Genomic DNA, 23,451 nt, shown 5'->3' with positions numbered 1-23,451 from the left:
GTCCTAAGAAAGGCGGGACTATTAGCCCCGCAAGGTGATAGCCGTTTACTCAAAACGCGCCTTCTTATAGAGCTCAGCCATAGAACCGAGCTTTACTTCATTTGGTATAGTCGCGAAAGGTTTATCAGCGAACTTCTTACCGCGGATCTGCACATTGATCCTCGATGCATCGGTATTAAGCATACTTTGCTGGTAATAAGACTGGATATCAGCCAATGTCACCTGCTCCGTCGCCGCTATGAGCTTTGCTTTAGAGTCAAATGTCAGATTATCACGATACCAGTCAATCAGGATTGGCTGAGACTCTTCCGCCAGGTTCTTTGGCACTTGCTTCAAAGATAAGAGTGCAGCCTGCTTAAGCTGTGCAAAGGTCTCTTCATCGAGCTCTTTCAATGCCTTGGCATACTCATTTCGGTAACGGTCAAATCGCGCCTGCATTGACTGTGCATCTAATACGGGAGTCTGAATATAAAAGCCAAACGCCGAGTGATCGTCAATACTTTGCGCCACGGCCCCTACAGCGTAGGCCAACTGCTCCTCAGTTCGTAAAGTATTAAATAAATGGCTGCTCAAGTGCGATTTCAGGATCTGAGCTGCTGCTTTTTGTGCATACCCAGGTTCCGGGTGAACAAACATGTCAACAATGGCGACGTCTGCCGTCTCACTATCTTGTTGCCAAACCAGTGCTTCTCCCGCTTTAGGTTTTAAATAACCGGCACGAACGTAGTCATTGCGCTCAACAGGTTTAGAGAGCGTTTCCTTCACTTGTTTCACAACCTCTGCGAGGAATTGCTTGTCGTAGTTGCCATAACCAAACATTCGCACCGTGTGATGATTCAGGATATCATTTTGCGCTTTACTGAAAGCATCTGTGGTCATTTTGGTGGCGGTATCAATCAGTAGCGTTTCATCAAAGTTACCTGTCCGTACAAGAGATTGATAACGACCGAATGCCTGATAAAACGGAAATTGCTGACGTTGATTTTGAATATCCCGGACATATCTATCGACAGCCTGCTCAAGCTGTTTAGCCGTTGGTTCCACCTTTAATCCTTTCAGAGATTGAGACAACAGCATCCCTTGTTTATCCGTAAACCCGGATAAGGTGAGCAATAAGCCGTTATTCACGTTCATTCGCATCCCCATACCCGCAATCGATGCCTCTGTTTGCAACTTCGCTTTTTCTATTGCGTATAGATCGGCCCACAGCGCTGCGGCAACCTGAACCTGGGCACTCTCTAACGTCAGTGGGGAGTTAATATGAACAAATAAGCGACCCTTTGGTTGTTCGCTATATTTTTCGCTGGTCTTTTGCCAAACTGCGACCGTGCTGTCCTCATATATTTTGTCGACTGTATCCGAATTTTCTGAGTGCGTGACGATATCGAATCGTTCAGGAAGCAGACGATTTATACTTGGGAGCGACAACTCCGGAGCCGGTTCACCTTGCCAGGATGCAACTTCTTGCTCTGTGATATCAGTAATTTGATAACGACCATCATAAAAATGTAGTTTTTGGTCATTTGGCTCTTGCTTACTGATATACCAAATCCGAAGTTGTTGTGGGTTTAACTGCTCCAGTACGTTTTCAACGGCTTGCTCATTAAAATCAGCAAAGTGGTACGGCGCATTAATTGCGTGGTTCAACGGGTATTTTTGCATGCTATCGGCTAAGTCCGAAACATAACCAAATTCATCCCCCCGCTCCAGAAAACGAAACTGATTAGCAAGAGAAGTCTTAATTTCGTTAAAGTACTTACTATCAATCCCCTGCTCTTTGATCAATGCAATATATTGCATGACAGTCGCAACGATTTGCTCGCGTTGCTGCATACCCTGATCGGTCAACTGGATATCTACGCTTAAAGCGCCAAAGTTACCGTACAAATCTGGTGCAGCATTGGCTGTTAGCTCTGAGATCCACCCTTTTTGTTTAAGCACTTGTGCCGGGCTACCTTGCATTTCATTACTAAGCAAATACGTCACGAAGTAATTCGGTTTAAACGCAAACTCTTCGCGATTATTGGCAATGGTGAAGTCCAGCTTCAGCGTCTTAACATCTTCATTGGGCACATAATGAATGCGCTTCTGTCCTAGCTTCGAGAAATCCAACTTAGTCTTTACTTGCGGTTTTTCTATTTGTTTGTCTTCAATCGTGGCAAAATATCGCTGCGCTTTTTCAGTCATGTCAGACAAAGGTAAATTGGATATCATCGCCAGCTTCATAATATTTGCTGAATAATATTTATTGTAAAAAGCGACGGTTTCCTGATGCAGGTTACTGCCTGGTTTGTCGCCCAAGGTTTCAAGGTTACCTATCAAAAAACGATTCGCCGGGTGCGAGCCCATCATACTGCGTGACAATTTATATTGACCAAAGAAGTCCAACTCACGACGCATTGACCATTCAGCATTAACTGCATTCTTCTCTTTGTCGGTATACTCAGGGTAAAGCTTTGGCGCTTTAAAGAAATCGGAAAAGCGGTCAAGCGCCTCGTCATAAGCCTGATTATTTACTTTGAACATATAGTTAGTAATGTCTAACCAGGTATACGCATTATGAGACCCACCATTGCGGCTCATAAAGTCTTTGTAGCCCTGTGTATCAGGAAAACGGTCAGTGCCCAGAAAAAGCATATGTTCCAGGTAATGCGCCATGCCTTGCTGTGACATAGGATCATGGAGTAGACCAACACCGACACTCAAAGCCGCTGCAGACTTTTCTACTTCAGGATCTGAAACAAGAATCACCTCTATCCCATTTGGCAGAGTAAGCGTCTTATACTGTCGATTATCATTAGGGCTGACAACCAGCTCATTAGCTAAAGGAGCAACTGACGTATTCCCCGTTCCATTTTGCGTTGCCACACATCCGGATAACAAAGCCAGCGTGATACTGGCCACTAACATCGTTTTTTTCATTAACTGTCCATCTCAATACACTATTCTAGCCCGTTTGGTCCAAGGCTATTATCGATACTCAAACGCTACCATCTAACCCCGGTACAATTCAATCTCCACTAGATATTTTAGTCACTTACGGCCCGAATAAGCCCACCTCTCAGCAGCTCGATACTCGCCCAACTGGTCCCCTTATGCCTATTAGTAATAATAATCATCAATCTTAAACGAATTTTTTATCACACAAGTTTATCTATTTGATAACATTAGGCACGAATTATAATGACAACTACAGATCATCAGGGGCACATAATGGAAATAAATCAACCGATCTGCGATTTTGGGCTGCACAGCGGTGAGCCATACTGCAAACTACCCGCGAGCTTCCTAAATTGGATGGTCGAAACCGGCCATGCCAAACAGGCGTTAGCTAAAGATGAACTTATTCGCAGGCACAATGCGGTATGTGACTCAAGAATGAAGTCAAAAGTTCAATAATCAGCTATGTTTACTTAGAGCTTTTAGTTTAAACTAGAGCGCATAGTTCGTCCCCACTGAAGTAAATTTATGCGCTTTATCATTCCGTCGCTGCTGGCACTATCGCTGACAGCGTGTTATTCGACATCACAGTCAACTAATCAATCTACAGACAATGCGACCCGCTACCTCACTGTGCTACACACCAATGACCACCATGGTCGTTTTTGGCACAACGAAGATGGCGAGTATGGCATGGCAGCCAGAAAAACCCTGCTTGACCAGCTCAGAACCCAAGCCCATGCGCAAGGACACAGCGTTGTATTGTTGTCTGGCGGTGATATTAATACAGGCGTGCCTGAGTCAGATTTACAGCATGCCGAACCTGACTTCAAAGGCATGAGCCTGCTAGGCTATGATGCTATGGCCATTGGCAACCACGAGTTTGACAACTCGCTAGATGTGCTTGACAAGCAAATTGCCTGGGCCAATTTCCCGCTTCTGTCCGCTAATATTTTACATAAGCACAATGGCGAGCACGCCTATCAACCTTATACTATCATCGACAAGCATGGACTAAAGATTGCGATTATTGGATTAACGACCGTTGATACAGTGAAAATCGCCAATCCAGAGTTTGTTGGGGGCTTAGATTTCGTAGACCCTGCGCCTATCACAGCCCGGCTATCTAAGCAGATCAAATCACAATACAACCCTGATGTAACCATTGCAGTAACCCACATGGGCCATTACCACGACGCGTCTTTTGGGATTAACGCTCCAGGCGACGTGACACTTGCCCGCAATGTGCCTGAAGGTACGCTCGATATGATCATCGGTGGTCATTCACAAGAACCCGTGTGTATCGACGACAATGGTGCTGAAGACAATAATTTCGTACCTGGAAAGGCATGTAAACCAGATCAACAAAACGGTATCTGGATAATGCAAGCTCATGAATGGGGTAAATATGTCGGTAAAGCAGTATTCAAAATTTCAGACGGTAAAAAAACACTGCAAAGCTATGAATTATTACCGGTTAACCTTAAAAACGACCAAGGACAATGGGCGACAAATTACATCGAACACGACCCTGAATTGAAAGCGTTCCTTGCTCCGTACCAGGAAGCAGGTGAAAGTAAAATATCGGGTGCGGTCGGTGAGGTTGATGCTTTTCTGGATGGGCGCAGAAACACCGTTCGCTTTCAACAAAGTCCGTTGGGCGATTTAGTTATCAAAGCGCAAATGGCGGCTGTCGGAGCGGATTTTGGTTTTATCAGTGGTGGCGGTATACGTGCCAGTATTAAGGCTGGAGAAATCAGCTATAAAGATATTCTCACCGTACACCCATTCGGAAACCGAATTGCTTACATCGATTGGCGTGGTGAGCAGCTGCTTAACTACTTGTCTGTTGTAAGCCGCTTTCCGCCTGACTCTGGTGCTTATTTGCAATATCACGGTATCGAGTTCGATTTGCTCAATGGCGAGCTCGCTAACGTAAAAATCCAGGGTAAGCACGTTGAGCCAGATAAAACTTATCGCATGAGTATTAATAGCTATAACGCTGCCGGAGGTGATGGCTACCCAGTCTTAACCGACCTGCCTGGGTTCACAGCGACAGACAGTACCGATGCTCAGGTCCTGAAAGACTATATTGAACGTCATAGCCCTATTAAGCGCTCTTCTCTATAATCACGAGCAAAGGTTGGAGTAAACCAAGTATTTACCCCAACCTTCTACTTTCCTATCACTTCAACGTCATTCACACCCAGTGCCTTTAGCCCATAACTATGCAGTTTAGAACGTGAACCTTCACCATGTGCTTTTGGCGGGTAAAGCTTTACTCTTAAATCGGGCTGGTGTGTCAATAACTCATCCAGTGCGGCACGTATTTCACTGAGGGTCTTTTCCAGGCTGTTCGAAAAGTTAGGGCGTTTCCTGATGGTGTGCCCTAACGCCACTAAGCGATGAAAATACTTGTCAGCAATATCCAACAGCTCATCTGGAAGCTCTTTATTCTGGTTCAATGACACTTTTGGGTTATGTAAACAAAACTCCAGTAAAGCAAGATAAAAACACAATGGTTTATTAGCCAGCTGAACCTGACACGTCTTATCTCCGCTAAGACATAAGGTCTTCGAGTATAGATCTACAACCAGGTGCTGAGGTTGAGGCTTGGCCGCCACCGTTGTCGCAGTTTGCCGCTTTGCTTGTTCTCTTTTATTAGACACAGATTTATAAAAGGTAAGATTTAACAATGCGATTAAAATTGGAATAATGTACAACCAGAAGTTATGGCTGGTATTAACCTCATAGCCAACCGCCGTATCTCCGTCAGCGCCTGACAGTAGCAGCTGGCCTTCTTTTAACTCTCCATCACTGCTGGCGATGCTTACAATGCGGATCCGACTGGTTTTCTTTTGTAAATTGTCATTGAGCGCATCAATGTAGGCTTGCACCCGGGTCGCGTCGCCGGCGTAATTCAAATGCGGGACCGCAATAGGGAGCCTGTTCTTATCCAGCGCCACTCTCAACTTGATACTGTCTAAATCCTGCTCGATAGCATGTCTAATTGCTTGTTCATGTGCAAAAACAAAAATCACCGTAAAAATGACACTATATATAGCAAACGCAAGCATGCCCGTTTTACGACTCATTTTTTTCTCCAATAAAATAAACAGGTAACTCATTGCATTGCCAGTACAAATCTAACTCGTCAAAGTAACTTGAGCCATTGTTTTTAGCAACTTCCTGCAACAGATTCTGTAACGCACAAGCCAAATCTGTGTTGTCGACATCCATTTTCATGTACCAACGGCTACCACTAATATTCTCTCCAATCGGTGTAATATAATTAGCAGAAAAGCGGCTTTCGTCGCTTTCCTGCCAATAAGTGGCGATAATGTCTAACTCGCCAGATGATAGTTTTTCTCTCAGCACCTGATGAGAGCTGACGTACTGAATATCCAGCACACGCATATCCAGCTCAAGCCGTTTAAACATCTGTTTAGGAATAATGTGGCCGGAACGACTGGTGGGATAATCAAGCAAGCCGATTTTTTTATCTAAAAAATAAGCTTTGTCTAATCTCGGTTTTTCCCGATTGGAGATAAAAAAGGCTGTGTAGGTAGGGTAACCTACGACTGGCATATAATTGTAAGTCGACTGCGCCTTCAGCGCGGCCATAACGTTATCTTTTGACAATGTCAGATCAGCAAGTCCCTTCGCGATATAGTCAATTTGCTCAGCCAGCTCACCACTATAGCGAACTTCGACGTGGCCATACTGTTTGGCTACAACCTCATCCTGACACAAGGCAGGCGCTAGCCTGCGGGCCAGTGGTTCAACGGGTACATGGACCCTAAATACGGCCTGGTTACTGCTGGAGCGCGTCTTACATGAGACGCTACTTTCAACCAGTTTTGGTAACTCTCCAATGGGCCTGGCCGTGAGGTTACTGGCAAGTAACCAACAGCACCAGACTGAGAGAAACAAAACTGTAACAATAGTTGTTTTATTGCTTAGAGAGTGATTATATTTCAAAACATCATATTTCTTTTATTGCGCGCCCCTATATTAGATCAATTTTTATTACTCATTGCAATAGGTAATCTTACTAAAAAGACATAAACCATTGTTTTTACTGCTTTATTAACAAGAAATTATGAATCTCATTGAGTCCTTTTCTTTTTCTGAAAAATCCGGACAATTGGCCGCATTCCAAATGAGTAAACAATACCCATTTTAGGTAATGAGAGATTTTGATGTTACGAGCTTCTATTAAGGGTTTAGCGTTATCTGCGCTGCTGATCAGCACTAGTGCTTGGTCCTGGGGCATGAATGGCCACAGAGTAGTGGGCGAATTAGCCCAACAGCACCTCACCCCGGCAACAGAAAAAGCGGTAAAAGCCCTGTTATCTGAAGATTCTTTGGCCGAGGTATCTACCTGGGCAGACGAAATGCGTGCTAATCCAGATACGTTTTGGAAAAAACAATCTGGCAAGTGGCATTACATCAATATTAAAGATCCCAGCAAGATGGCTCAACACAACAAAGCGATTGAGCACAAACATCAGGTTAAGCATATTCTCGATGGGATCAATTACGCCGTTACCACACTAAAAAATACCAAAGCCTCAAAAGAAGACAAGCAGTTTGCCTTAAAGTTCCTGGTGCATCTTGTAGGTGATGCTCATCAACCATTTCATGCAGGTCGTAGCGAAGATCGAGGCGGTAACTTAATTAAAGTGACCTTTTTTAAAGAAGAAACTAATCTACACTCCGTATTCGATACTAAACTCATTGAGCATCAGTCTCTGTCATATCGCGAGCTAAGCGACTTTATTATCACGCGCGACAAGCAGAAAATTGCTCACATGTTAGACAGCCGCCCTGCCGACTGGCTTTTGGAGTCAAATCAAATAGCTGAAAAGATTTATGACAGCAATGAAACTGACATCAGCTGGGGGTATATTTACAGGTACACCCCCGTTGTAAAGTCTCGGCTTCTACACGGTGGGATTAGGCTAGCTGGATTGCTAAACCAAATTTTTGACAAAAATTCAAGGCCACTCGAAACTGCATTGAAAGCAGTTAAGTGAACTTGACGATTATTATTTAATAAACCTATAACACGGGAAACAACATAATGAAAACGCAACTACGCAAAACGGCCCTATCGCTTGCAGTTATTGCAGGTATTGGCGCTAGTGGTGCTGCATTCGCTAACGAAACCTCTTCATCTGTTAAAGGTCAGATCGTTGGCCCTAACGGCAACCCTGCCGTAGGTACAACTATTACGATCATGCACTTACCTACTGGCTCTACAAAAGTCACAAGTGTTAACGATGCAGGTTACTTCAGTGCCAAGGGTCTGCGCGTTGGTGGTCCTTACCAAATTATCGTTGATTCAAACAAATATGAAGATCAGCTGCTAGAAAACGTTTATCTTTCTCTGGGCTCTGAATACCCAGTAAACGTTCAACTTCAGCCTGAATCGAGCATGGAGCAAATCGTTGTTACTGGTCGTCCAATCAGCCAGATGTCTGGTGGTACAGGTCCAGCGGCAACTTTCACTTTAGAAAACCTGCAAGAAGCACCGGCTATCAACCGTGATCTGAAAGACATTGTACGTGCAGACCCACGTGTATATGTTGATGAAAGCCGCGGTGCAATTCAGTGTGGTGGTGGCCACCCTCGTTTCAACAGCCTGACACTTGATGGCGTTCGCATGAACGACAACTTTGGTCTGAGCTCAAACGGCTACCCAACCGTTCGCGCACCTTTCTCTTTCGACTCTATCGAGCAAGTAGCTGTTGAGTTGGCACCTTTCGATGTTCAATACGGTGGTTTCACGTCTTGTAACATCAACGCAGTTACTAAAACTGGCTCAAACGAAATCCACGGTGGTATTTTCTACGACTACACCAGTGATTCTATGAAAGGCGACAAAGCAGACGGCGAAGAGTTTGATCCAGGCAACTACACTGAAAAACGTTATGGTTTCAACGTAGGTATGCCAGTTATCAAAGACAAACTATTCTTATTCACTTCATACGAAAAGTTAGAAGGTGTAGAGCAGTTTGAATACTCAGCGTTTGGCCCTGAAGCAAAAGTAACCAGTGCTGAGCTTGAGCAGATCCGTGGTATCGCTACAAGCAAGTATGGCTATGATATCGGTACTATGATTCCAAGTATGCCGGTTGAAGATGAAAAGCTACTTGTTAAGTTAGACTGGAACATCAACGACGCACACCGTGCTAACATCGTCTACAACTACAACGATGGTTTCCAACTTTCTCAGTCTGATCAGAGCAGCTCAAAGCTTCCACTGGACAGCCACTACTACGAGCAAGGCGCTGAGTTTACATCAATCGTTACATCACTTTACTCAGACTGGAATGATGAGTTTTCTACAGAAGTGCGTATCGGTAAATCAGACCTTGACGCTCGCCAGGAATCTCTTGATGCAGCAAGCGGCTTTGGTGAATTCCAGGTAAGAACACCAAGTGGTGGTACAGTATATTTCGGTCCGGACGATTCTCGTCAAGCAAACGACCTTGACTGGGACAACTTCACAGTAAAACTGGCTGGTACTTACTATCTGGATCAACACACTATTACAGCTGGTTATGAGTACGAAGATCTGAACGTGTTTAACTTGTTCATGCAGCACACTCAGGGTGAGTTCCGTTTCGACTCAATTGAAGACTTTGATAACAAGTTAGCTTCAGATATCTACTACAACAACGCAGCTGGTACAAACAACCAAAATGATGTTGCAGCGTCATTCTCTTATCAGCAGCACACATTCTACATCCAGGATGAGTACAGCTTCACTGATATCGATGCGACTCTGACATTCGGTTTACGTTATGACAAGTACACTAGTGATGACCGTCCAACGAAGAATGATAACGTTGCTGCGCGCTATATCATATTAGACGGCAGTGAAGAAATGACTGCTGTTGCAGGCCCTAATGGAACCACACAATCCGTTGCCGGCAAACCTCTAGACAATAGCAAAAATATGGATGGCATCGACCTGCTGCAACCTCGTGTAGGTTTCAACTGGTATGTTGATGACGCACTTGAGGTGCGCGGCGGTATTGGCCTGTATTCAGGTGGTAACCCGAACGTTTGGGTTTCTAACTCATACTCAAATGACGGTGTTACACAAATTGGCACATACCGTGGTGACTTCGACATGTCTGGTGCAACCTTCACAAACTTCAACGGCGGTACACCTGGTTTCGACGTACCACAAGAAATGTTTGATGAAGTAGCGAGTAAAACAGTCGGCGCGGGTGACGGTGCTGTAAACCTTATCGCACCTAACTTCGAATTACCTTCTGAGTGGAAGTTTGCACTTGGTGCAACTTATACTACTGAAGATGAGTATGTATTCAGCGCTGACTGGCTATACACGAAAAAACGTGATTCGGCACTCGTTATTGATATTGCGTTGAAAGAGTCTGGCGAGACCACATTTGATGGTCGCCCTATTATCGAAGCATTTGATCCAAATGACTCTCGCTCTGGCGACTACATGCTGACTAACGTCTCAGGTGATGACGGTGAAGCACAAACTCTGTCTTTCTCTGTTGCTAAGCGCTACGAGAATGGCATCAACTTCACATTGTCTTATGCTTACACTGATTCAAAAGACGTAAACCCAATGACTAGCTCAACTGCTGGCTCGAACTACGGTAACCTGGCAGTAAGTAACCCGCGAAACCCTGGCTTAGCAACTTCTGATTATGAAGTACCACACCGCTTTACGCTTCAGCTAGGTTACAAGCAAGAGTTCTTCGACGGTTATGCGACTAAGTTCAACCTGTTTGGACAAGCAAGTGAAGGCCAGCCTTACAGCTATCTGTACGACCACAACCGTCGTGATGGCACTTATAACTGGGGCGACTCTAGCTGGAACTCATCTGGTCGTCAGCTAATTTACGTTCCACTTGAAAACGATCCTAACGTAAGTTACGACATGTCTGCTTCAGAGCTTCAAGAGTTTAATGACTTTATCGCGGCTGAAGGACTTGAGCGTGGTCAAATCGTTGCTCGTAACTCTAAGAATGCAGACTGGTTTGTTAAATTTGACTTCAAAGTTACTCAAGAACTGCCTGGCCTAATGGATGGTCATAAAGGTGAAGTATTCTTCGTAATCGACAACCTGACTAACCTACTGAATGATGACTGGGGCGTTATGCGCAAAGGTGATTTTGTGGGTAACAACATTGTTCAAGTACACAATGTTGACGGTAAGTTCGTATACTCAAACTTTGACGCAGACTCAGTTCAGCCTTCAATCCAAAAAGATGCATCTCTTTGGGAAATGCGTGTAGGCGTTAAGTACACTTTCTAATATCTAAAACACGTAATTAGATAATCTCAAAGGTCAACTTCGGTTGACCTTTTTTCGTTCTAACTCTGTAATTAGCAAATCGCTTGTGCTTAAGACAGATAAACAAAGTCAGAGTGACACAATAATTAGCAACCTCATGCCGCCTATGAGAATTAAAAAAGAGCTGTTAATCTCATTAAGTGTAGAGTCCAGCCTCTTACAATAAGTAATACCAATTTCACTTAATACCTGTTCTATTTTGAAGGAGCAAATTGGTATAAGGCTGAATGTGAGTTAAGGCCTAAGATTTAACGGGTGAGAAAGTGCCCTTCCAGCTTTTGCATCATCACTAACAGCGCCTGTTTTTCTTCGGGATTTAGTTCACTCAACAATGTGCTTTCCCACGCCAGTGCTTGCGGCGTTAAAGTTTCGTACAATGCTAGCCCCTGCGGAGTCAGGTGCATTTCTGTTGCACGTTTATCTGTCTCACTTTGCTGCGCCACCAGCATACTCTGTTGCTGCAACTGTTTAATAGCGCGTGACACCGTTGATTTGTCCATGCTTGCCAGATCGCATAGCTGTTTGGCTGTTGCACCCGGATGCTGAGCCAGATGAACCAATACCCGCCACTGCGGCACTGTCAGTCCTGCTTGCTCGTACACTTCGGAAAAGGCTTCACTCATGGCATTCGCCAGTCTCACCATGCGATAAGGAAGAAATTCATTAATATCAAATGCCACTATAAAGCTCCAGGTACACCGGCCCTATTCCTGTACATAAAAATTTACACATCAATATTGGCCAAAGATTGAAAATACTCTCACATGAGAGTATCTTTACAAAAAACATCAACGGAGTCTATGCAAAATGAGTGCAGAATTCGAGTACATGAGTGGTTTTGGTAATGAATTTGAGACTGAAGCCCTGCCAGGTGCCCTGCCTGTCGGTCAGTTTTCACCACAAAAAGTAAAATATGATTTATATGCTGAGCAGTACAACACCACTGCTTTCACAGCACCACGCGCGGAAAATCGCAGAAACTGGTTTTACCGAATTCGCCCTTCAGTTGTGCAGGGTGATTACCAGGCTATGGACAATGGTCTGTTGCGTACAGCGCCGATCACTGAAGTCCCGACACCTCCAACTATGTTGCGTTGGAACCCGGTTGAAGTTCCCGCTGAAAAAACAGACTTTATCGATGGCTTAGTGACTATGGCAGCTAATGGCAGTGCGAACGGCCAGGCTGGTATAGGTATCCATGTCTACGTTGCCAACGCTTCTATGGAAGGTCGTTATTTTTACAATGCTGACGGCGAGCTACTGTTTGTGCCTCAGCTTGGTGAACTGGTACTTCACACAGAGTGCGGCAAGCTGGCAATTAAGCCGGGCGAAATTGCCGTGATCCCACGCGGTATTAAGTTCCGCGTTGAGCTACTGAGCGATCAGGTCCGTGGTTACATCTGTGAAAACTATGGAAACCCTTACATTTTACCTGAGCGTGGGCCAGTAGGTGCCAATGGCTATACAAATGAACGTGACTTCCTATATCCGGTTGCCTCATTCGAAGACTTAGAAGGTGATTTCGAGCTCGTCGCTAAGTTCAATGGTAACCTGTTCCGCTGTGATATCGGACATTCTCCGTTAGATGTTGTTGCCTGGACTGGTAACAGTGCCCCTTATAAATATGATCTGGCCCGTTTTAACGTGATGAACACCGTCAGTTTCGACCACCCGGATCCGTCAATTTTTACAGTACTGACTTCACCTTCTGGTACACCTGGTGTAGCAAACGTCGACTTTGTTATCTTCCCGCCACGCTGGATGGTTGCAGAAAATACTTTCCGTCCACCTTACTACCACCGCAATATCATGAGTGAGTTTATGGGCCTGATTGAAGGTGTTTATGATGCAAAAGAGCATGGTTTTGTACCCGGAGGCATGAGCTTGCATAACTGTATGTCGCCGCATGGCCCTGAGGCTGATGTTTTCGAAAAAGCGTCGAATGCAGAACTTGAGCCACAACGTTATGAAAATACACTGGCGTTCATGTTTGAGTCGCGTTACGTCATTTCTCCGACCAAGTACGCACTGGAAGGTAAAGAGCGTCAGCCAAATTACCTTGATTGCTGGAAAGGCATCAAAAAGTACTACAAAGGTGCATAAAATAAATTGGTAAATAGCATATGACAGATTAAGCGGGCTCAATGCCCGCTTTTCATCGTATTTTATTCGCCCTCAATATTGAGCAGGCTATTTTATAGCAGAGCCAACGTCGTGAACAAAAGGACCAAACATGAAACTGTATACTTATTTTCGCTCTTCTGCCGCATACCGTGTGCGAATCGCACTCAACCTGAAAGACCTGGATCATGAATTAGTACCGGTTAACCTGCTAAAGTCAGAACAACAAGGAACTGACTATCTAAGTAAAAACAATCAGGGACTACTGCCTGCACTGGAAACAGATCAGGGCGTACTGGCTCAGTCATTGGCTATTTTGGAATGGCTGGAAGAAGCTTATGAAGCTGCTCCATTACTGCCTGCCGATAGCTGGGAAAAAGCACAAGTGCGCAACTTCTGTTACGCTATTGCTTGCGATATTCATCCGATAGACAATCTCAGAGTACTAAAATACCTGAGTAACGAGCTATCTGTGTCAGATGAGCAAAAAAACACCTGGTATCGTCATTGGGTAATTGAAGGGTTTAAAAAGTTAGAAGTAATGCTTGGCGACAGCCTGTTTTGTTTCGGTGATAAGCCAACGCTTGCTGATGTTTGCCTGGTACCTCAGGTTTATAATGCGCTGCGCTTCAAAGTCGATATGAATGATTTCCCTAAAATTGCGCGTATCTACGAACACTGTAATACACTGCCGGCATTTATAGATGCGGCACCGGAAAACCAAGCCGACGCCCCTCAGTAAAAACGGCTTCAGGAGCGTTGAGAATACGCTCCTGATACCGCCGGTTCAACTATTTAAGTGCACTGTGCACCTGGTCTAAGTGCACCAACAGATCGTGCCCGAGATCTGTTAGATAACCCCCGTCAGGCTGATCAATCACCCCTTTGGCATATAACCGCTCGGCTGCCGATAGAATATCCTGATCTGCATTTTTGTGTATTTTTATCCCCTGATGCAAGCTACTACGTGGAAATTTCACCAGTAGTTCCAGCTCAGCCATTAGTTTTTCATCAAATGCCATATTCCCTCCTGAGACCATAAAATAGGCCCGACTTCTGCATGTATTACAACAACTGACAAACCCAAAAAAAGGGTGTCAGCACATTACCAATAGCTAAGGTGTATAGTACATTAGCTTTACCCCCTTAAATTTAGCTCGAACTTGGAGTTATGCCATGAAAAATAAGCTAATTTGCTTTTTATTTACAATTTTATTGATTCCACTCAAAGGTGTAGCCTACAGCAACGAGACGAATCTCTACCTCGAGCAGTTACAGGCGGTGTGCTGGTATCAGGATCTTCGTTATACGGAGGGCGCAGTAATCAAACAAGCCGAAATGTTGTATGTCTGTACTCATCGCTATAAAAACCAGCCGCAAAGCCCGCTGATATGGCTTAAGCTGGACGATAAGGGCGAACCAATCAGAGTAGAAATGAAAGGTAAAATCAGGGTACACTAGTCTCTTTAATTAAGCGAACAAAGCAGTATGAGTGGATCACAACCCAATAACCCTTTGCATGGGGTCAAACTTCAGGACATCGTAGAACGCCTGGTTGAGCAACTCGGTTGGCAAGCCATGGCAGAAGCAGTGGATATCAATTGTTTCAAAAAGGACCCTTCAGTGAAGTCCAGTCTAAAATTTCTGCGTAAAACGCCATGGGCAAGAGACAAGGTGGAGGCGCTGTATTTGGACACCTTCCATGGCTTCAGCTGGCCAGAGATTAAAAAGCCTTAGTATAAACGCTTGTATGCTGCCTGAATCCGGCTGATTATCCGTGTCGGCACTTTCTTATTACACGCGAAATAAAGCTGAGTGTTCATGTTATCTATTGTCATAACCGGTTCGAGTTCACTACTCATAGGTTCACTCTTGCTCTTATGCGCAAATTGCGCATCACTCAAAATGACCAGGTCAACAATGTTCCGGCGCGCCGCAAGAAGCTGAAAAACGCGATCGAAAGATTGGATCAATAACAATTGTTGGCCTTCAACAAACCCCTGGCTTTTTAGATACTGATGGCTAAAGTTGTCACGTATCACCGCTATTTTATACTGTCTGGCTTGATCGAGAGAGTCGATACTGATGTTTGCGGTCTTCAAGGCATAAAATGAGGTCGTAAAGGCGCCAATGGGAAATACCCAGTTGAATAAAGCATTGCGTTGCTCACTTTTAGCAATAGAAAAAATGCAGGTATTCGGATCGCGTTTAGCACTGTTGTAGGAACTACTCCAGTTATCAACAGAGATACGATAGTCTACTTGCGCTTCATTGAGCACAGAAATCACTTTCTCGGCAGCATGCCCCGTCAGCTCACCCTCTCCATTCACATACTGAAAATGTGCAAAGTTCTCAGTTACCAGAGTCAGTGTATAAGCGGATACGCTTGCATTACCTAAGGCCAGCCACAAAAAAACAAACCAGCGTACCAAGCATCGCTCCTTATGATCGATTCAGAATGCAATTTTTAATATAGGAAAATATTCGGATGCTGTGAATATAAAAGTAGGTAAATTTTTGATGAGATAGCATAAACGCGCATAATATGCGGCCACATAGAGGGCCTGGAACCCTCTATGTGCGTCTGATTAGCCTTTATTGATTGCGTCAATCAGGAATGCTGATAACTTAGCGCCTTCACGGAGCGTCGTTTCTGAGCTAGATAAACCTGCCAGCGAGCTATCAGTAAATGGGGCAATCTCCATCATATCAGCACCCGTGATAGGAAACTCTTTGCTTAGAGCCGTCAGTATTGTCATTGCTTCATCTGGCGTCATACCGCCTGATTCTGGTGTACCCGTTGCCGCAGCAAACTGCTCATCCAAAGCATCAATGTCAAAACTCACGTACAACTCGTCAACCTTGTCTTCCTTCAGCTGCTTAATCACCTGCTCTATAATGGCCTCAGCGCCTTGCTCTCGGATCTCGTTTGCCCAGTGCTGTTTAACACCGAATGTTGACTCCCAATGCTGTTTGCTCTTGCCGCTTGAGCGGATCCCGAACTGGATCAAATGGTGCGGAGCTGGCAAAAACTCCAATATATGAGTACACCATGAGCCAAAGCAAAGATCGATACCCAATCGCTCCACCAGCAGGTCGGTGTGCGCATCGAAGTGGATTATTGCAGTACGTTTACCCTGATCACGTTTCGCCTTAAGGTAGGCTTTGGTAAGAGGATAGCTGATTGAGTGGTCGCCGCCGATACCAAAAATGCCTTTATCTGGATAATTCGCGTAAAAACCGTCACAAACGTCCTCTGTGATAGACAAAGGAGATACATGGTAATCGCTATTTTCGTCCTGATAGAGTGCTTTTTGACAGTTGCTGATTGTCCCTTCATTTAGATACTTATCATGCAGGAGATGAGGGATTACACGCACGTCTCCTAAATCAAACGCACTCACTTGTGGCTGCTGTGTCAGCAATGTCGAACGAAGGAACAATGGACCCCAGTTCGCCCCTCTCAAAATACCACCACCACAGTCGGAGCTGATCCCCAAAATGGCGGCTTTGTGCTCACTTTCACCCAGTGCATTTAATGACGCTTTCCATAGAGGTTCAATGTTTTCTGTCTGCCCGTAGAGTTTTTCGCGCAACGCCGCCTTTCTTTCTTTCGCCGTGTTAACGGTAAACACGCCATCCCCGGGCGGACACAGACAGTTTTCTATTTTCTGATGAAATTTTGCTTTGCTATCACTCATTGAGACCTCCTCAGTCAACTGCATAAACATGCCACGCCGTTACTCACGGATTTATTGCCAGGTTCACTGAATAGACAGGGAAAATTCCCTAAAAATATCAAACACCTTTCACAACAAAAACATCAAAGCCATAGCTTTCAATGAGTTACGAATATAAAGTGGACTTTAAAACGCTAAAATATACTGTGCTGGTGTCGGTATAACATGGCTGGGAGATAAGTCAACCGCTCTGGCACCACCGAAGTTTGCCAAAACGGTTGAATATGCAGGCTAAGTGTTTGCTTATTCGTATTTTCTGGGTTTTTTGGTTTTGATCGTTGCAATGTAACCATGCCAACTTGCGTAAGCAAGCAACGGCATTATCACGATAAACCCTGCCGTTCCTGTTAAGAAGCCTACGATAACCAAAACACCAATTGTCGCGCCCCATACAACCATCGCCGCAGCATTGGATCTCACTGCGTGAATTGACGACACCACCGCAGTCATAATGTCGACACGACGCTCCATCATTATCTGTGGCGTGAACGCAGATATCGCAAACACAGTCACAACCAGAATGCCCCCTACCAAGGTCCCCAACCCAAGGAATGCCGATAATTGCTCAAAGTTGGGGTTTGGCACATTGGGATAGAGCGCATGAATGAGCGCAGCAAGACGCATCCAGACAATCATTATCACCATCAGTAAAATGGCGAACCCCCATTCTCCTGCAGGATTTCTGAACATAGATTTGAGGCTGTGACCAAGCGTAGGTTTGTGCCCTTTCTCCAGCTCCCAAGCTACATCATAAAGGCCAGCGGCAAATGCGGGGCCAATCAATGCAAATGCAACGGCAGCGGGTAAGATCACAAGGTGCGAATCAACTTCAAATGCCAGCCACATAATCGCAGCAGGTATTGTTGTGAAAACCAGTCCATATATGAGACTGAGTAAAGGTGCTCTGGCGATGTCTTTGAACGCCAATGCAAGCCAGTGAAAAGCCACAAAGGGGCTTAACTTGTTGCTTTCAAAACAGCGGGCAAACTCTGTGTGCTTGTCTATCGATTGTGTTGTAGGCATTGTAGGTATTCCCCATTTGCTTCTCCTTATTAAGGTTTAGAAGACAGTCGACAATGTTGCAAGCAATTGGTTAATTTGAATGATACCTAAGGTTACAAACGACCCTGTTTCGCGCTAGTATCTTTGTATAGTATTAGTGAACAACCTATTGTTTAAGATGCCATTACACCTCAAATTGGTAATTTATCCAGAGCAATTATAGGATTTAAATTAAAAAACACATTTGTCATGCTCAAAGGTCAAGATAAGGACATTCGTCCTGTACTTAAATGCAGGTAAAATTGACCATTGGGGTTTAGAACTATACAAGGTTTATATATGGAAAAGGTATTTCACCTGGGTCTTTCGAAAGCAGATCTCAACGGTGCAACACTGGCTATCGTACCTGGCGACCCTAAACGTTCAGAGCGTATTGCTTCGCAACTCGACAACCCTAAATGTCTGGCTCAAACCCGAGAGTTTCATGTGTATCTTGGCGATATCAAAGGCCAATCTATCGTGATTTGCTCAACCGGTATTGGTGGCCCCTCAACTTCGATTGCTATTGAAGAGCTGGCTCAACTGGGTGTAAATACCTTCCTTCGTATTGGCACCACTGGCGCTATCCAGCCACATATTAACGAAGGTGATATTCTGGTCAGCACAGCTTCTGTGCGCCTTGATGGTGCCAGCCAGCACTTCGCCCCACTTGCCTACCCGGCTGTGTCTGACTTCCACTGTACCGCGGCCATGGTCGAGGCTTGTGAACACATGGGCGTCACCTATCACACGGGCATTACTGCTTCGAGTGATACTTTCTATCCGGGTCAGGAACGATATGATACCTTCTCGGGATATGTACCAAAAGCATTTCAGGGCTCATGCGAAGAATGGCAAAAGCTCAATGTTATGAACTATGAGATGGAATCCGCAACCCTGTTTACTATGTGTGCTGCGCTGAGACTAAAAGCAGCCTGTGTCGCAGGTGTACTGGTTAACCGTACCCGTCAGGAGATCCCGAACGTGGATCATCAGATGGTTGAAAAAAATGCGGTCTCTGTCGTCATCAAAGCCGCTGAACTGGTACTGGAAAAAGCAAAGCAGGCTTAAGCCTGCTTGGACTCTATCAGATAATAATGTAGCTTTAGCGTTTCGTTAAAGCTGCTTATTACAGCTTCTGTCACCGCACGCTGGTTTTCTCTTCCTTTTGTTTCTACCAAAGTCGCCCGCTCTAGCTTAGCCTCAGCTAGTATTTCACCGCTCATAGCCAACTGGCTCAGTGCACTTTGCATCGGTGATAAACTTGGGCTGTACGCTGCATTTTCGACATAACGACCATAAAAACGCTTACCGCTTTTCATCACCAACTCAGCCGCAGCTATGTTTTTGGTGTATGGTGCATAAACCTGGCTAAGGTGACTGACCAGTTTATCGGATAACTCACCCACCTTATTGATAGCGATCGGCGCACTGTCAAATAGCGATTCCTGATTGCCTAAATCTGTGGGCCCAAAGTCTCCCGGCAGCAGTTGCGATAGCGTCGTCTCCCCCGTCGGCAAGGTGATTTTCAGCTCTTTTGCATTACTTAGTTCATTCATAAACTGGCGGCAGTAACCACAAGGGGCTGCTGTGATATCCAGGCTGGTAATTTCCTTGGCACCATTTAGCCACGCATTGTTAATAGCAGCTTGCTCTGCATGTACCACTAAAGACAACGCCCGGTGTGAAAACTCCAGGTTAGCACCCAGGAAATAATGATCGCTGTGTTTGTCGTATGCCACGGCACCGACCAGAAAAGAAGAGATGGGGGCCTGAGCAAAGCTTGCTGCGTAGGGCAACAACGCCTGGCCTAGCTGAGTTTTACTACAGCCCAATAAGGCCTGAATATGAGTTTGAAGTTCGGAATTTAGTACGCCGTTGGCGGTTTTGCACGCTTCCAGTACGGAAGGAATTAGCTTGTTGTCAGTATCTGCCATATATCGTTATTATTCGCACAGACTTATGCCTGTACAGCGCTGTTTTGCGCTTGTTTCATGGCAGACCAGTTTACGCCTGAATCAGCTTTTACTCAACCATTCCTTCGCACTTTTGAAGCACTCGAAATTCTCCGCGTTGATGCCAAAACGCTGTACCTTTTGTAAAAATAAATCATGCATAAAACCCTCTATACCAACCACCCTGGCAATCTGCATGTTTTTAACCTGATGTGCGACTTTTGGCATGATATTAACCACATCAATTGCTGCAAACCGGTGCTCCAACTCAGAAACATCCACCAGTAACTTACTACTGCGATGTTTAGAAGCGTAATTGTTCGCTGCCTTATAAGCATTAACAACATCATCTACCCCTGCTTTGCCTCTGAGGGTCATCATGATCAGGGTTGTGGTTTCATCATATGTGATACTGGTTGAAAGCGTTGACATTTCAGCCTCTGACTATTGCCTTAATCAGTGTTAAGCGCGTTTACAAGGTAGCAGGGGATTCTAGTTAATTAAGAATTGATGTCAACAAAACAACCATAAAAAACTAGATAAAATGAAAAAACCAACCCTATAGGATTGGTTTTTGTTATGAGAGAATAAAACAGCTATTGCAGCAAATGAAATTAACCCGTATTTCTTAGTCCAGCCGCAATACCCATCATAGTAATCATCAGTGCACTGTCTAAGTCCTGATTATCTTTATCCCGGGTCCGTTTAAGTAATTCAACCTGAAGTACATTAAGTGGATCAGTATACGGGTTTCGTAATTCGATTGATTCACGGATCCAAGGTTGTGCTGACAGTAGTGAACCTTTTGGTGCATATTTTTCGATGAAGAGCGTAGCCTCTTTGAGTTCTTTCCGCAAAGACTCCCCAAGTGGGCGCAACTGAGCTGGAACCAGGCGTTCATCATAGTATTCGCTTAGCCAGAGATCTGTTTTACAAAATACCATTTCCAGCATCTCAAGACGTGTTCTGAAAAATGGCCACTGCTCACTCATCTCGCCCAGCAGCGCTTCACCATGCGTCTTCACAACACTTTGTATGCCTGCCAAAGCGCCAAGCCAGGCTGGTAACATTAAACGATTTTGACTCCAGGCAAAGATCCAGGGGATGGCGCGAAGGCTTTCTATCCCACCTTGTGGTTTTCGTTTCGCAGGACGGGAGCCCAAAGGCAGCTTCGCCAACTCGATTTCAGGCGTCGCAGCTCTAAAATAAGACACAAAGTCTGCATTACCGCGAACAAAATCCCGATACTGATTACAAGAGTGTTCACTCAGTAATGCCATGGCATCGCGCCAGTCAGACTTAGGTTGTGGTGGTGGATAAAGGTTATTTTCGATAATAGCACTGGCGTACAGAGACAAGCTTTGAATGGCAACCGGTGTCAGACCGAATTTGAAGCGGATCATCTCTCCTTGCTCCGTCACACGTAAACCATGACTCAATGACCCGGGAGGCTGGGAACGCAATGCCTGTGCAGCTGGTGCCCCACCCCGACCTATAGTACCACCACGACCATGGAACAGGTGCATTTCAACCTGATATTGCTCACCTACTTCAATGAGCTGCTCCATCGCAAGGTACTGTGCCCAGCCTGCTGCCATCATGCCTGCATCTTTGGCAGAATCAGAATACCCAATCATGACATACTGCTGCTGACCCACGTGTCCTTTATACCAGCTGGAGTCGAATAACTGCTGCATCACTTTCTGCGCATTATTCAAATCATCCAGTGTTTCAAACAGTGGCGCTACAGGCAGCTTAAACTGACAACCACTTTCCTGAAGTAACAGTTCGACAGCCAGCACATCTGATGCCTCTTTGGCCATAGAAATAATATAGATCCCCAGAGCTGCTCTATCCTGGTTAGCAATAACGGCAAAAGTATCAAGAACCTCTTGTACTTCCTCACTGGGTTGCCAATGCTTAGGTAATAATGGGCGTCGCGACGATAATTCAGATAACAAAAACGCCTGCTTGTCCTGCTCTGACCATTGCCCGTAATCACCTACTCCCAAATAGCGCGTGACTTCTGACAACACATCACAATGTCTGCCTGAATCCTGACGAATATCCAGTTTACACAGCTGTACGCCAAAACACCTTAGTCTGTGCACGACATCCAGCAGCATACCATTAGCCACCACTTCCATTCCGCACTCGGTCAGTGAGCGATAACAAATATTCAGCGGTGTCATCAGTTGTTCTGTGCAGCGGATCTTGTCCTGATACGAGCTGGGTTTTTGTTTGATCTTGTGCTCCAGAGACAATATCGTCTCATTAATATCAGCTTTGAGCTGTTTGAGCAGCGCGCGATAGGGCTCCGGATGATCCCCTGTCAGGCTTTTCAATTCCTCATTCGCCGGTGCCATTGACAGCTCAGAGCTCAGCACATCCAAATCACGATAATACAAATCCAGCGCCATCCAGCGCCCGTGGTCAAGCACGCTCTGAGTAACTTGCGCAGTCACATTAGGATTACCATCTCTGTCTCCTCCCATCCAGGAAGCCAGACTAATCGGTGCATAGTCTTCCGGGAGCGTAATACCAAGTTGTCCCTCAGCAAGTTGGGTGAGCGTGCGGGTAAATTTTGGCACCGCATCCCACAGACTGTTTTCAATGACCGCAAAGCCCCACTTGGCTTCTTCAAGAGGGGTTGGACGCTTGTTTCTGATTTCATTGGTATGCCATGCCTGGCAGATCAGCTGTTCGATCCGCGCGATGACCTCATTTCGACACAAACTGCTATCCTGACACGCAGCCAGCTCAGACAAACAATCGCTCAGCTCAACATGCTTGCTGATCAAAGTGCGGCGAGTTACTTCCGTTGGGTGTGCCGTTAGTACCAGTTCAATAGATAGGTTTTCAATTACCTCAGCAACTTTGTGCTGATCTGTCTCACCCTGATTTACTTTTCTGGTGATCTCAGACAAGGTGGTTTGCAGCGTCTCAAACGGACCTTGCGGGCATCCTGAGTCAGAAATTGTGTGTTGCTGCTCTGCAACGTTTGCCAGATTAAGAAAATGACTAAACGCCCGACATACTGGCAGTAACTCTTCGTCAGGCAGGGACTGCAGGGTTTCAATTAACGTTTCTCTCGCCTGGGCATCACCACCGCGTGATGATTTAGCCAAGTGCCGGATCAACTCAACTTTTTTGAGTACCTCCGCGCCCTGGGAATGGGCGATGGTGGTGCCTAGTAGCTCGCCAAGCAGACTCACGTTTCTTTTCAATTCTGTGTATTGCTGTTGCATAACATGCTCCCTGAACAATTTTCACTCACTCCAATATACTGACTATACAGAGAAAAAGA

Annotated in this window: 20 protein-coding genes; 9 read left to right on the top strand and 11 right to left on the bottom strand. The window is 45.3% G+C overall.

The window, feature by feature from the left end; genetic code table 11:
* Positions 1-45: 45 nt before the first annotated feature.
* Positions 46-2,922 carry an insulinase family protein gene (locus tag QNM19_RS01255; protein ID WP_284026205.1) on the bottom strand — a complete coding sequence of 959 codons (2,877 nt, stop codon included), beginning with the start codon at positions 2,920-2,922 and terminating at the stop codon, positions 46-48.
* Between the two features lie 291 nt (positions 2,923-3,213).
* Between QNM19_RS01255 and QNM19_RS01250 the strand changes: the two genes are divergently transcribed.
* Entirely contained in the window at positions 3,214-3,399 is a 186-nt protein-coding gene (locus QNM19_RS01250) for a hypothetical protein (protein WP_049864860.1), read from the top strand.
* 69 nt (positions 3,400-3,468) lie between these two features.
* On the top strand, positions 3,469-5,070 hold the full coding sequence (ushA, locus tag QNM19_RS01245; protein ID WP_049864859.1) for a bifunctional UDP-sugar hydrolase/5'-nucleotidase UshA: 1,602 nt from the start codon (positions 3,469-3,471) through the stop codon (positions 5,068-5,070).
* Between the two features lie 44 nt (positions 5,071-5,114).
* On the opposite strand, the gene QNM19_RS01240 is transcribed toward ushA, so the two are convergent.
* Positions 5,115-6,035 (bottom strand): hypothetical protein, encoded by a 921-nt coding sequence (locus tag QNM19_RS01240; RefSeq protein ID WP_049864858.1) that lies wholly within the window; start codon positions 6,033-6,035, stop codon positions 5,115-5,117.
* On the bottom strand, positions 6,025-6,873 hold the full coding sequence (locus tag QNM19_RS01235; protein ID WP_284026204.1) for a PhnD/SsuA/transferrin family substrate-binding protein: 849 nt from the start codon (positions 6,871-6,873) through the stop codon (positions 6,025-6,027). Before QNM19_RS01235 ends, QNM19_RS01240 begins: the two co-directional genes overlap by 11 nt.
* Before the next feature lie 269 nt (positions 6,874-7,142).
* Here QNM19_RS01235 and QNM19_RS01230 point away from each other — a divergent pair, with 269 nt between their 5' ends.
* Both QNM19_RS01230 and QNM19_RS01225 read left to right on the top strand, forming a co-directional pair.
* Positions 7,143-7,979 (top strand): S1/P1 nuclease, encoded by an 837-nt coding sequence (locus tag QNM19_RS01230; RefSeq protein ID WP_049864857.1) that lies wholly within the window; start codon positions 7,143-7,145, stop codon positions 7,977-7,979.
* A 47-nt stretch (positions 7,980-8,026) separates the two neighbouring features.
* Positions 8,027-11,248: a TonB-dependent receptor gene (locus QNM19_RS01225; protein WP_284026203.1), complete on the top strand. Its 3,222-nt coding sequence runs from the start codon at positions 8,027-8,029 to the stop codon at positions 11,246-11,248.
* A gap of 287 nt (positions 11,249-11,535) precedes the next feature.
* Here QNM19_RS01225 and QNM19_RS01220 read toward each other — a convergent pair whose 3' ends face one another.
* Complete coding sequence (locus tag QNM19_RS01220; protein WP_082225609.1) at positions 11,536-11,967, bottom strand: MarR family winged helix-turn-helix transcriptional regulator; 432 nt, start codon at positions 11,965-11,967, stop codon at positions 11,536-11,538.
* Positions 11,968-12,094: 127 nt separating this feature from the next.
* Here QNM19_RS01220 and hmgA point away from each other — a divergent pair, with 127 nt between their 5' ends.
* Both hmgA and maiA read left to right on the top strand, forming a co-directional pair.
* Positions 12,095-13,390 carry a homogentisate 1,2-dioxygenase gene (gene hmgA, locus QNM19_RS01215; RefSeq protein WP_049866474.1) on the top strand — a complete coding sequence of 432 codons (1,296 nt, stop codon included), beginning with the start codon at positions 12,095-12,097 and terminating at the stop codon, positions 13,388-13,390.
* A 130-nt stretch (positions 13,391-13,520) separates the two neighbouring features.
* Complete coding sequence (gene maiA, locus QNM19_RS01210; RefSeq protein WP_049866473.1) at positions 13,521-14,150, top strand: maleylacetoacetate isomerase; 630 nt, start codon at positions 13,521-13,523, stop codon at positions 14,148-14,150.
* Between the two features lie 49 nt (positions 14,151-14,199).
* Here the strand turns inward: maiA and QNM19_RS01205 are convergent, their stop codons facing one another.
* A complete protein-coding gene (locus tag QNM19_RS01205) occupies positions 14,200-14,430 on the bottom strand; it encodes a TIGR02647 family protein (RefSeq protein WP_010381049.1) in 231 nt (76 codons plus the stop codon).
* Between the two features lie 154 nt (positions 14,431-14,584).
* On the opposite strand from QNM19_RS01205, the gene QNM19_RS01200 reads away from it, so the two are divergent.
* Together QNM19_RS01200 and QNM19_RS01195 are read left to right on the top strand one after the other, a co-directional pair.
* Positions 14,585-14,869, top strand: coding sequence for a DUF1496 domain-containing protein (locus QNM19_RS01200; protein WP_049866472.1), 285 nt, complete (start codon positions 14,585-14,587; stop codon positions 14,867-14,869).
* 27 nt (positions 14,870-14,896) lie between these two features.
* On the top strand, positions 14,897-15,145 hold the full coding sequence (locus QNM19_RS01195; RefSeq protein ID WP_010381045.1) for a VF530 family protein: 249 nt from the start codon (positions 14,897-14,899) through the stop codon (positions 15,143-15,145).
* On the opposite strand, the gene QNM19_RS01190 is transcribed toward QNM19_RS01195, so the two are convergent.
* The 3 genes from QNM19_RS01190 to QNM19_RS01180 form a co-directional block, all read right to left on the bottom strand.
* The gene (locus QNM19_RS01190; protein ID WP_049866471.1) at positions 15,142-15,840 is read right to left on the bottom strand and encodes a substrate-binding periplasmic protein; all 699 of its coding nucleotides are present in this window, start codon (positions 15,838-15,840) and stop codon (positions 15,142-15,144) included. The genes QNM19_RS01195 and QNM19_RS01190 overlap by 4 nt on opposite strands.
* 156 nt (positions 15,841-15,996) lie before the next feature.
* Positions 15,997-17,109, bottom strand: coding sequence for an arginase family protein (locus QNM19_RS01185; protein WP_284026202.1), 1,113 nt, complete (start codon positions 17,107-17,109; stop codon positions 15,997-15,999).
* Positions 17,110-17,391: 282 nt separating this feature from the next.
* Positions 17,392-18,171 carry a DUF2189 domain-containing protein gene (locus QNM19_RS01180; RefSeq protein ID WP_284026201.1) on the bottom strand — a complete coding sequence of 260 codons (780 nt, stop codon included), beginning with the start codon at positions 18,169-18,171 and terminating at the stop codon, positions 17,392-17,394.
* Positions 18,172-18,489: 318 nt separating this feature from the next.
* Here QNM19_RS01180 and udp point away from each other — a divergent pair, with 318 nt between their 5' ends.
* Complete coding sequence (udp, locus tag QNM19_RS01175) at positions 18,490-19,260, top strand: uridine phosphorylase (RefSeq protein ID WP_284026200.1); 771 nt, start codon at positions 18,490-18,492, stop codon at positions 19,258-19,260.
* On the opposite strand, the gene cdd is transcribed toward udp, so the two are convergent.
* The 3 genes from cdd to ppc form a co-directional block, all read right to left on the bottom strand.
* Complete coding sequence (gene cdd / locus QNM19_RS01170; RefSeq protein ID WP_049866174.1) at positions 19,257-20,126, bottom strand: cytidine deaminase; 870 nt, start codon at positions 20,124-20,126, stop codon at positions 19,257-19,259. The genes udp and cdd overlap by 4 nt on opposite strands.
* 81 nt (positions 20,127-20,207) lie before the next feature.
* Positions 20,208-20,576 carry a hypothetical protein gene (locus QNM19_RS01165; RefSeq protein WP_049866175.1) on the bottom strand — a complete coding sequence of 123 codons (369 nt, stop codon included), beginning with the start codon at positions 20,574-20,576 and terminating at the stop codon, positions 20,208-20,210.
* Between the two features lie 182 nt (positions 20,577-20,758).
* Positions 20,759-23,392, bottom strand: coding sequence for a phosphoenolpyruvate carboxylase (gene ppc, locus QNM19_RS01160; protein WP_284026199.1), 2,634 nt, complete (start codon positions 23,390-23,392; stop codon positions 20,759-20,761).
* Between the last annotated feature and the right edge of the window lie 59 nt (positions 23,393-23,451).

It is taken from the genome of Pseudoalteromonas ardens, assembly GCF_030125445.1.
Taxonomy (GTDB): Bacteria; Pseudomonadota; Gammaproteobacteria; order Enterobacterales; family Alteromonadaceae; genus Pseudoalteromonas; species Pseudoalteromonas ardens.
The sequence above is the reverse complement of the archived record's forward strand: the minus strand, read 5'-3'. Positions and strand labels throughout refer to the sequence as shown.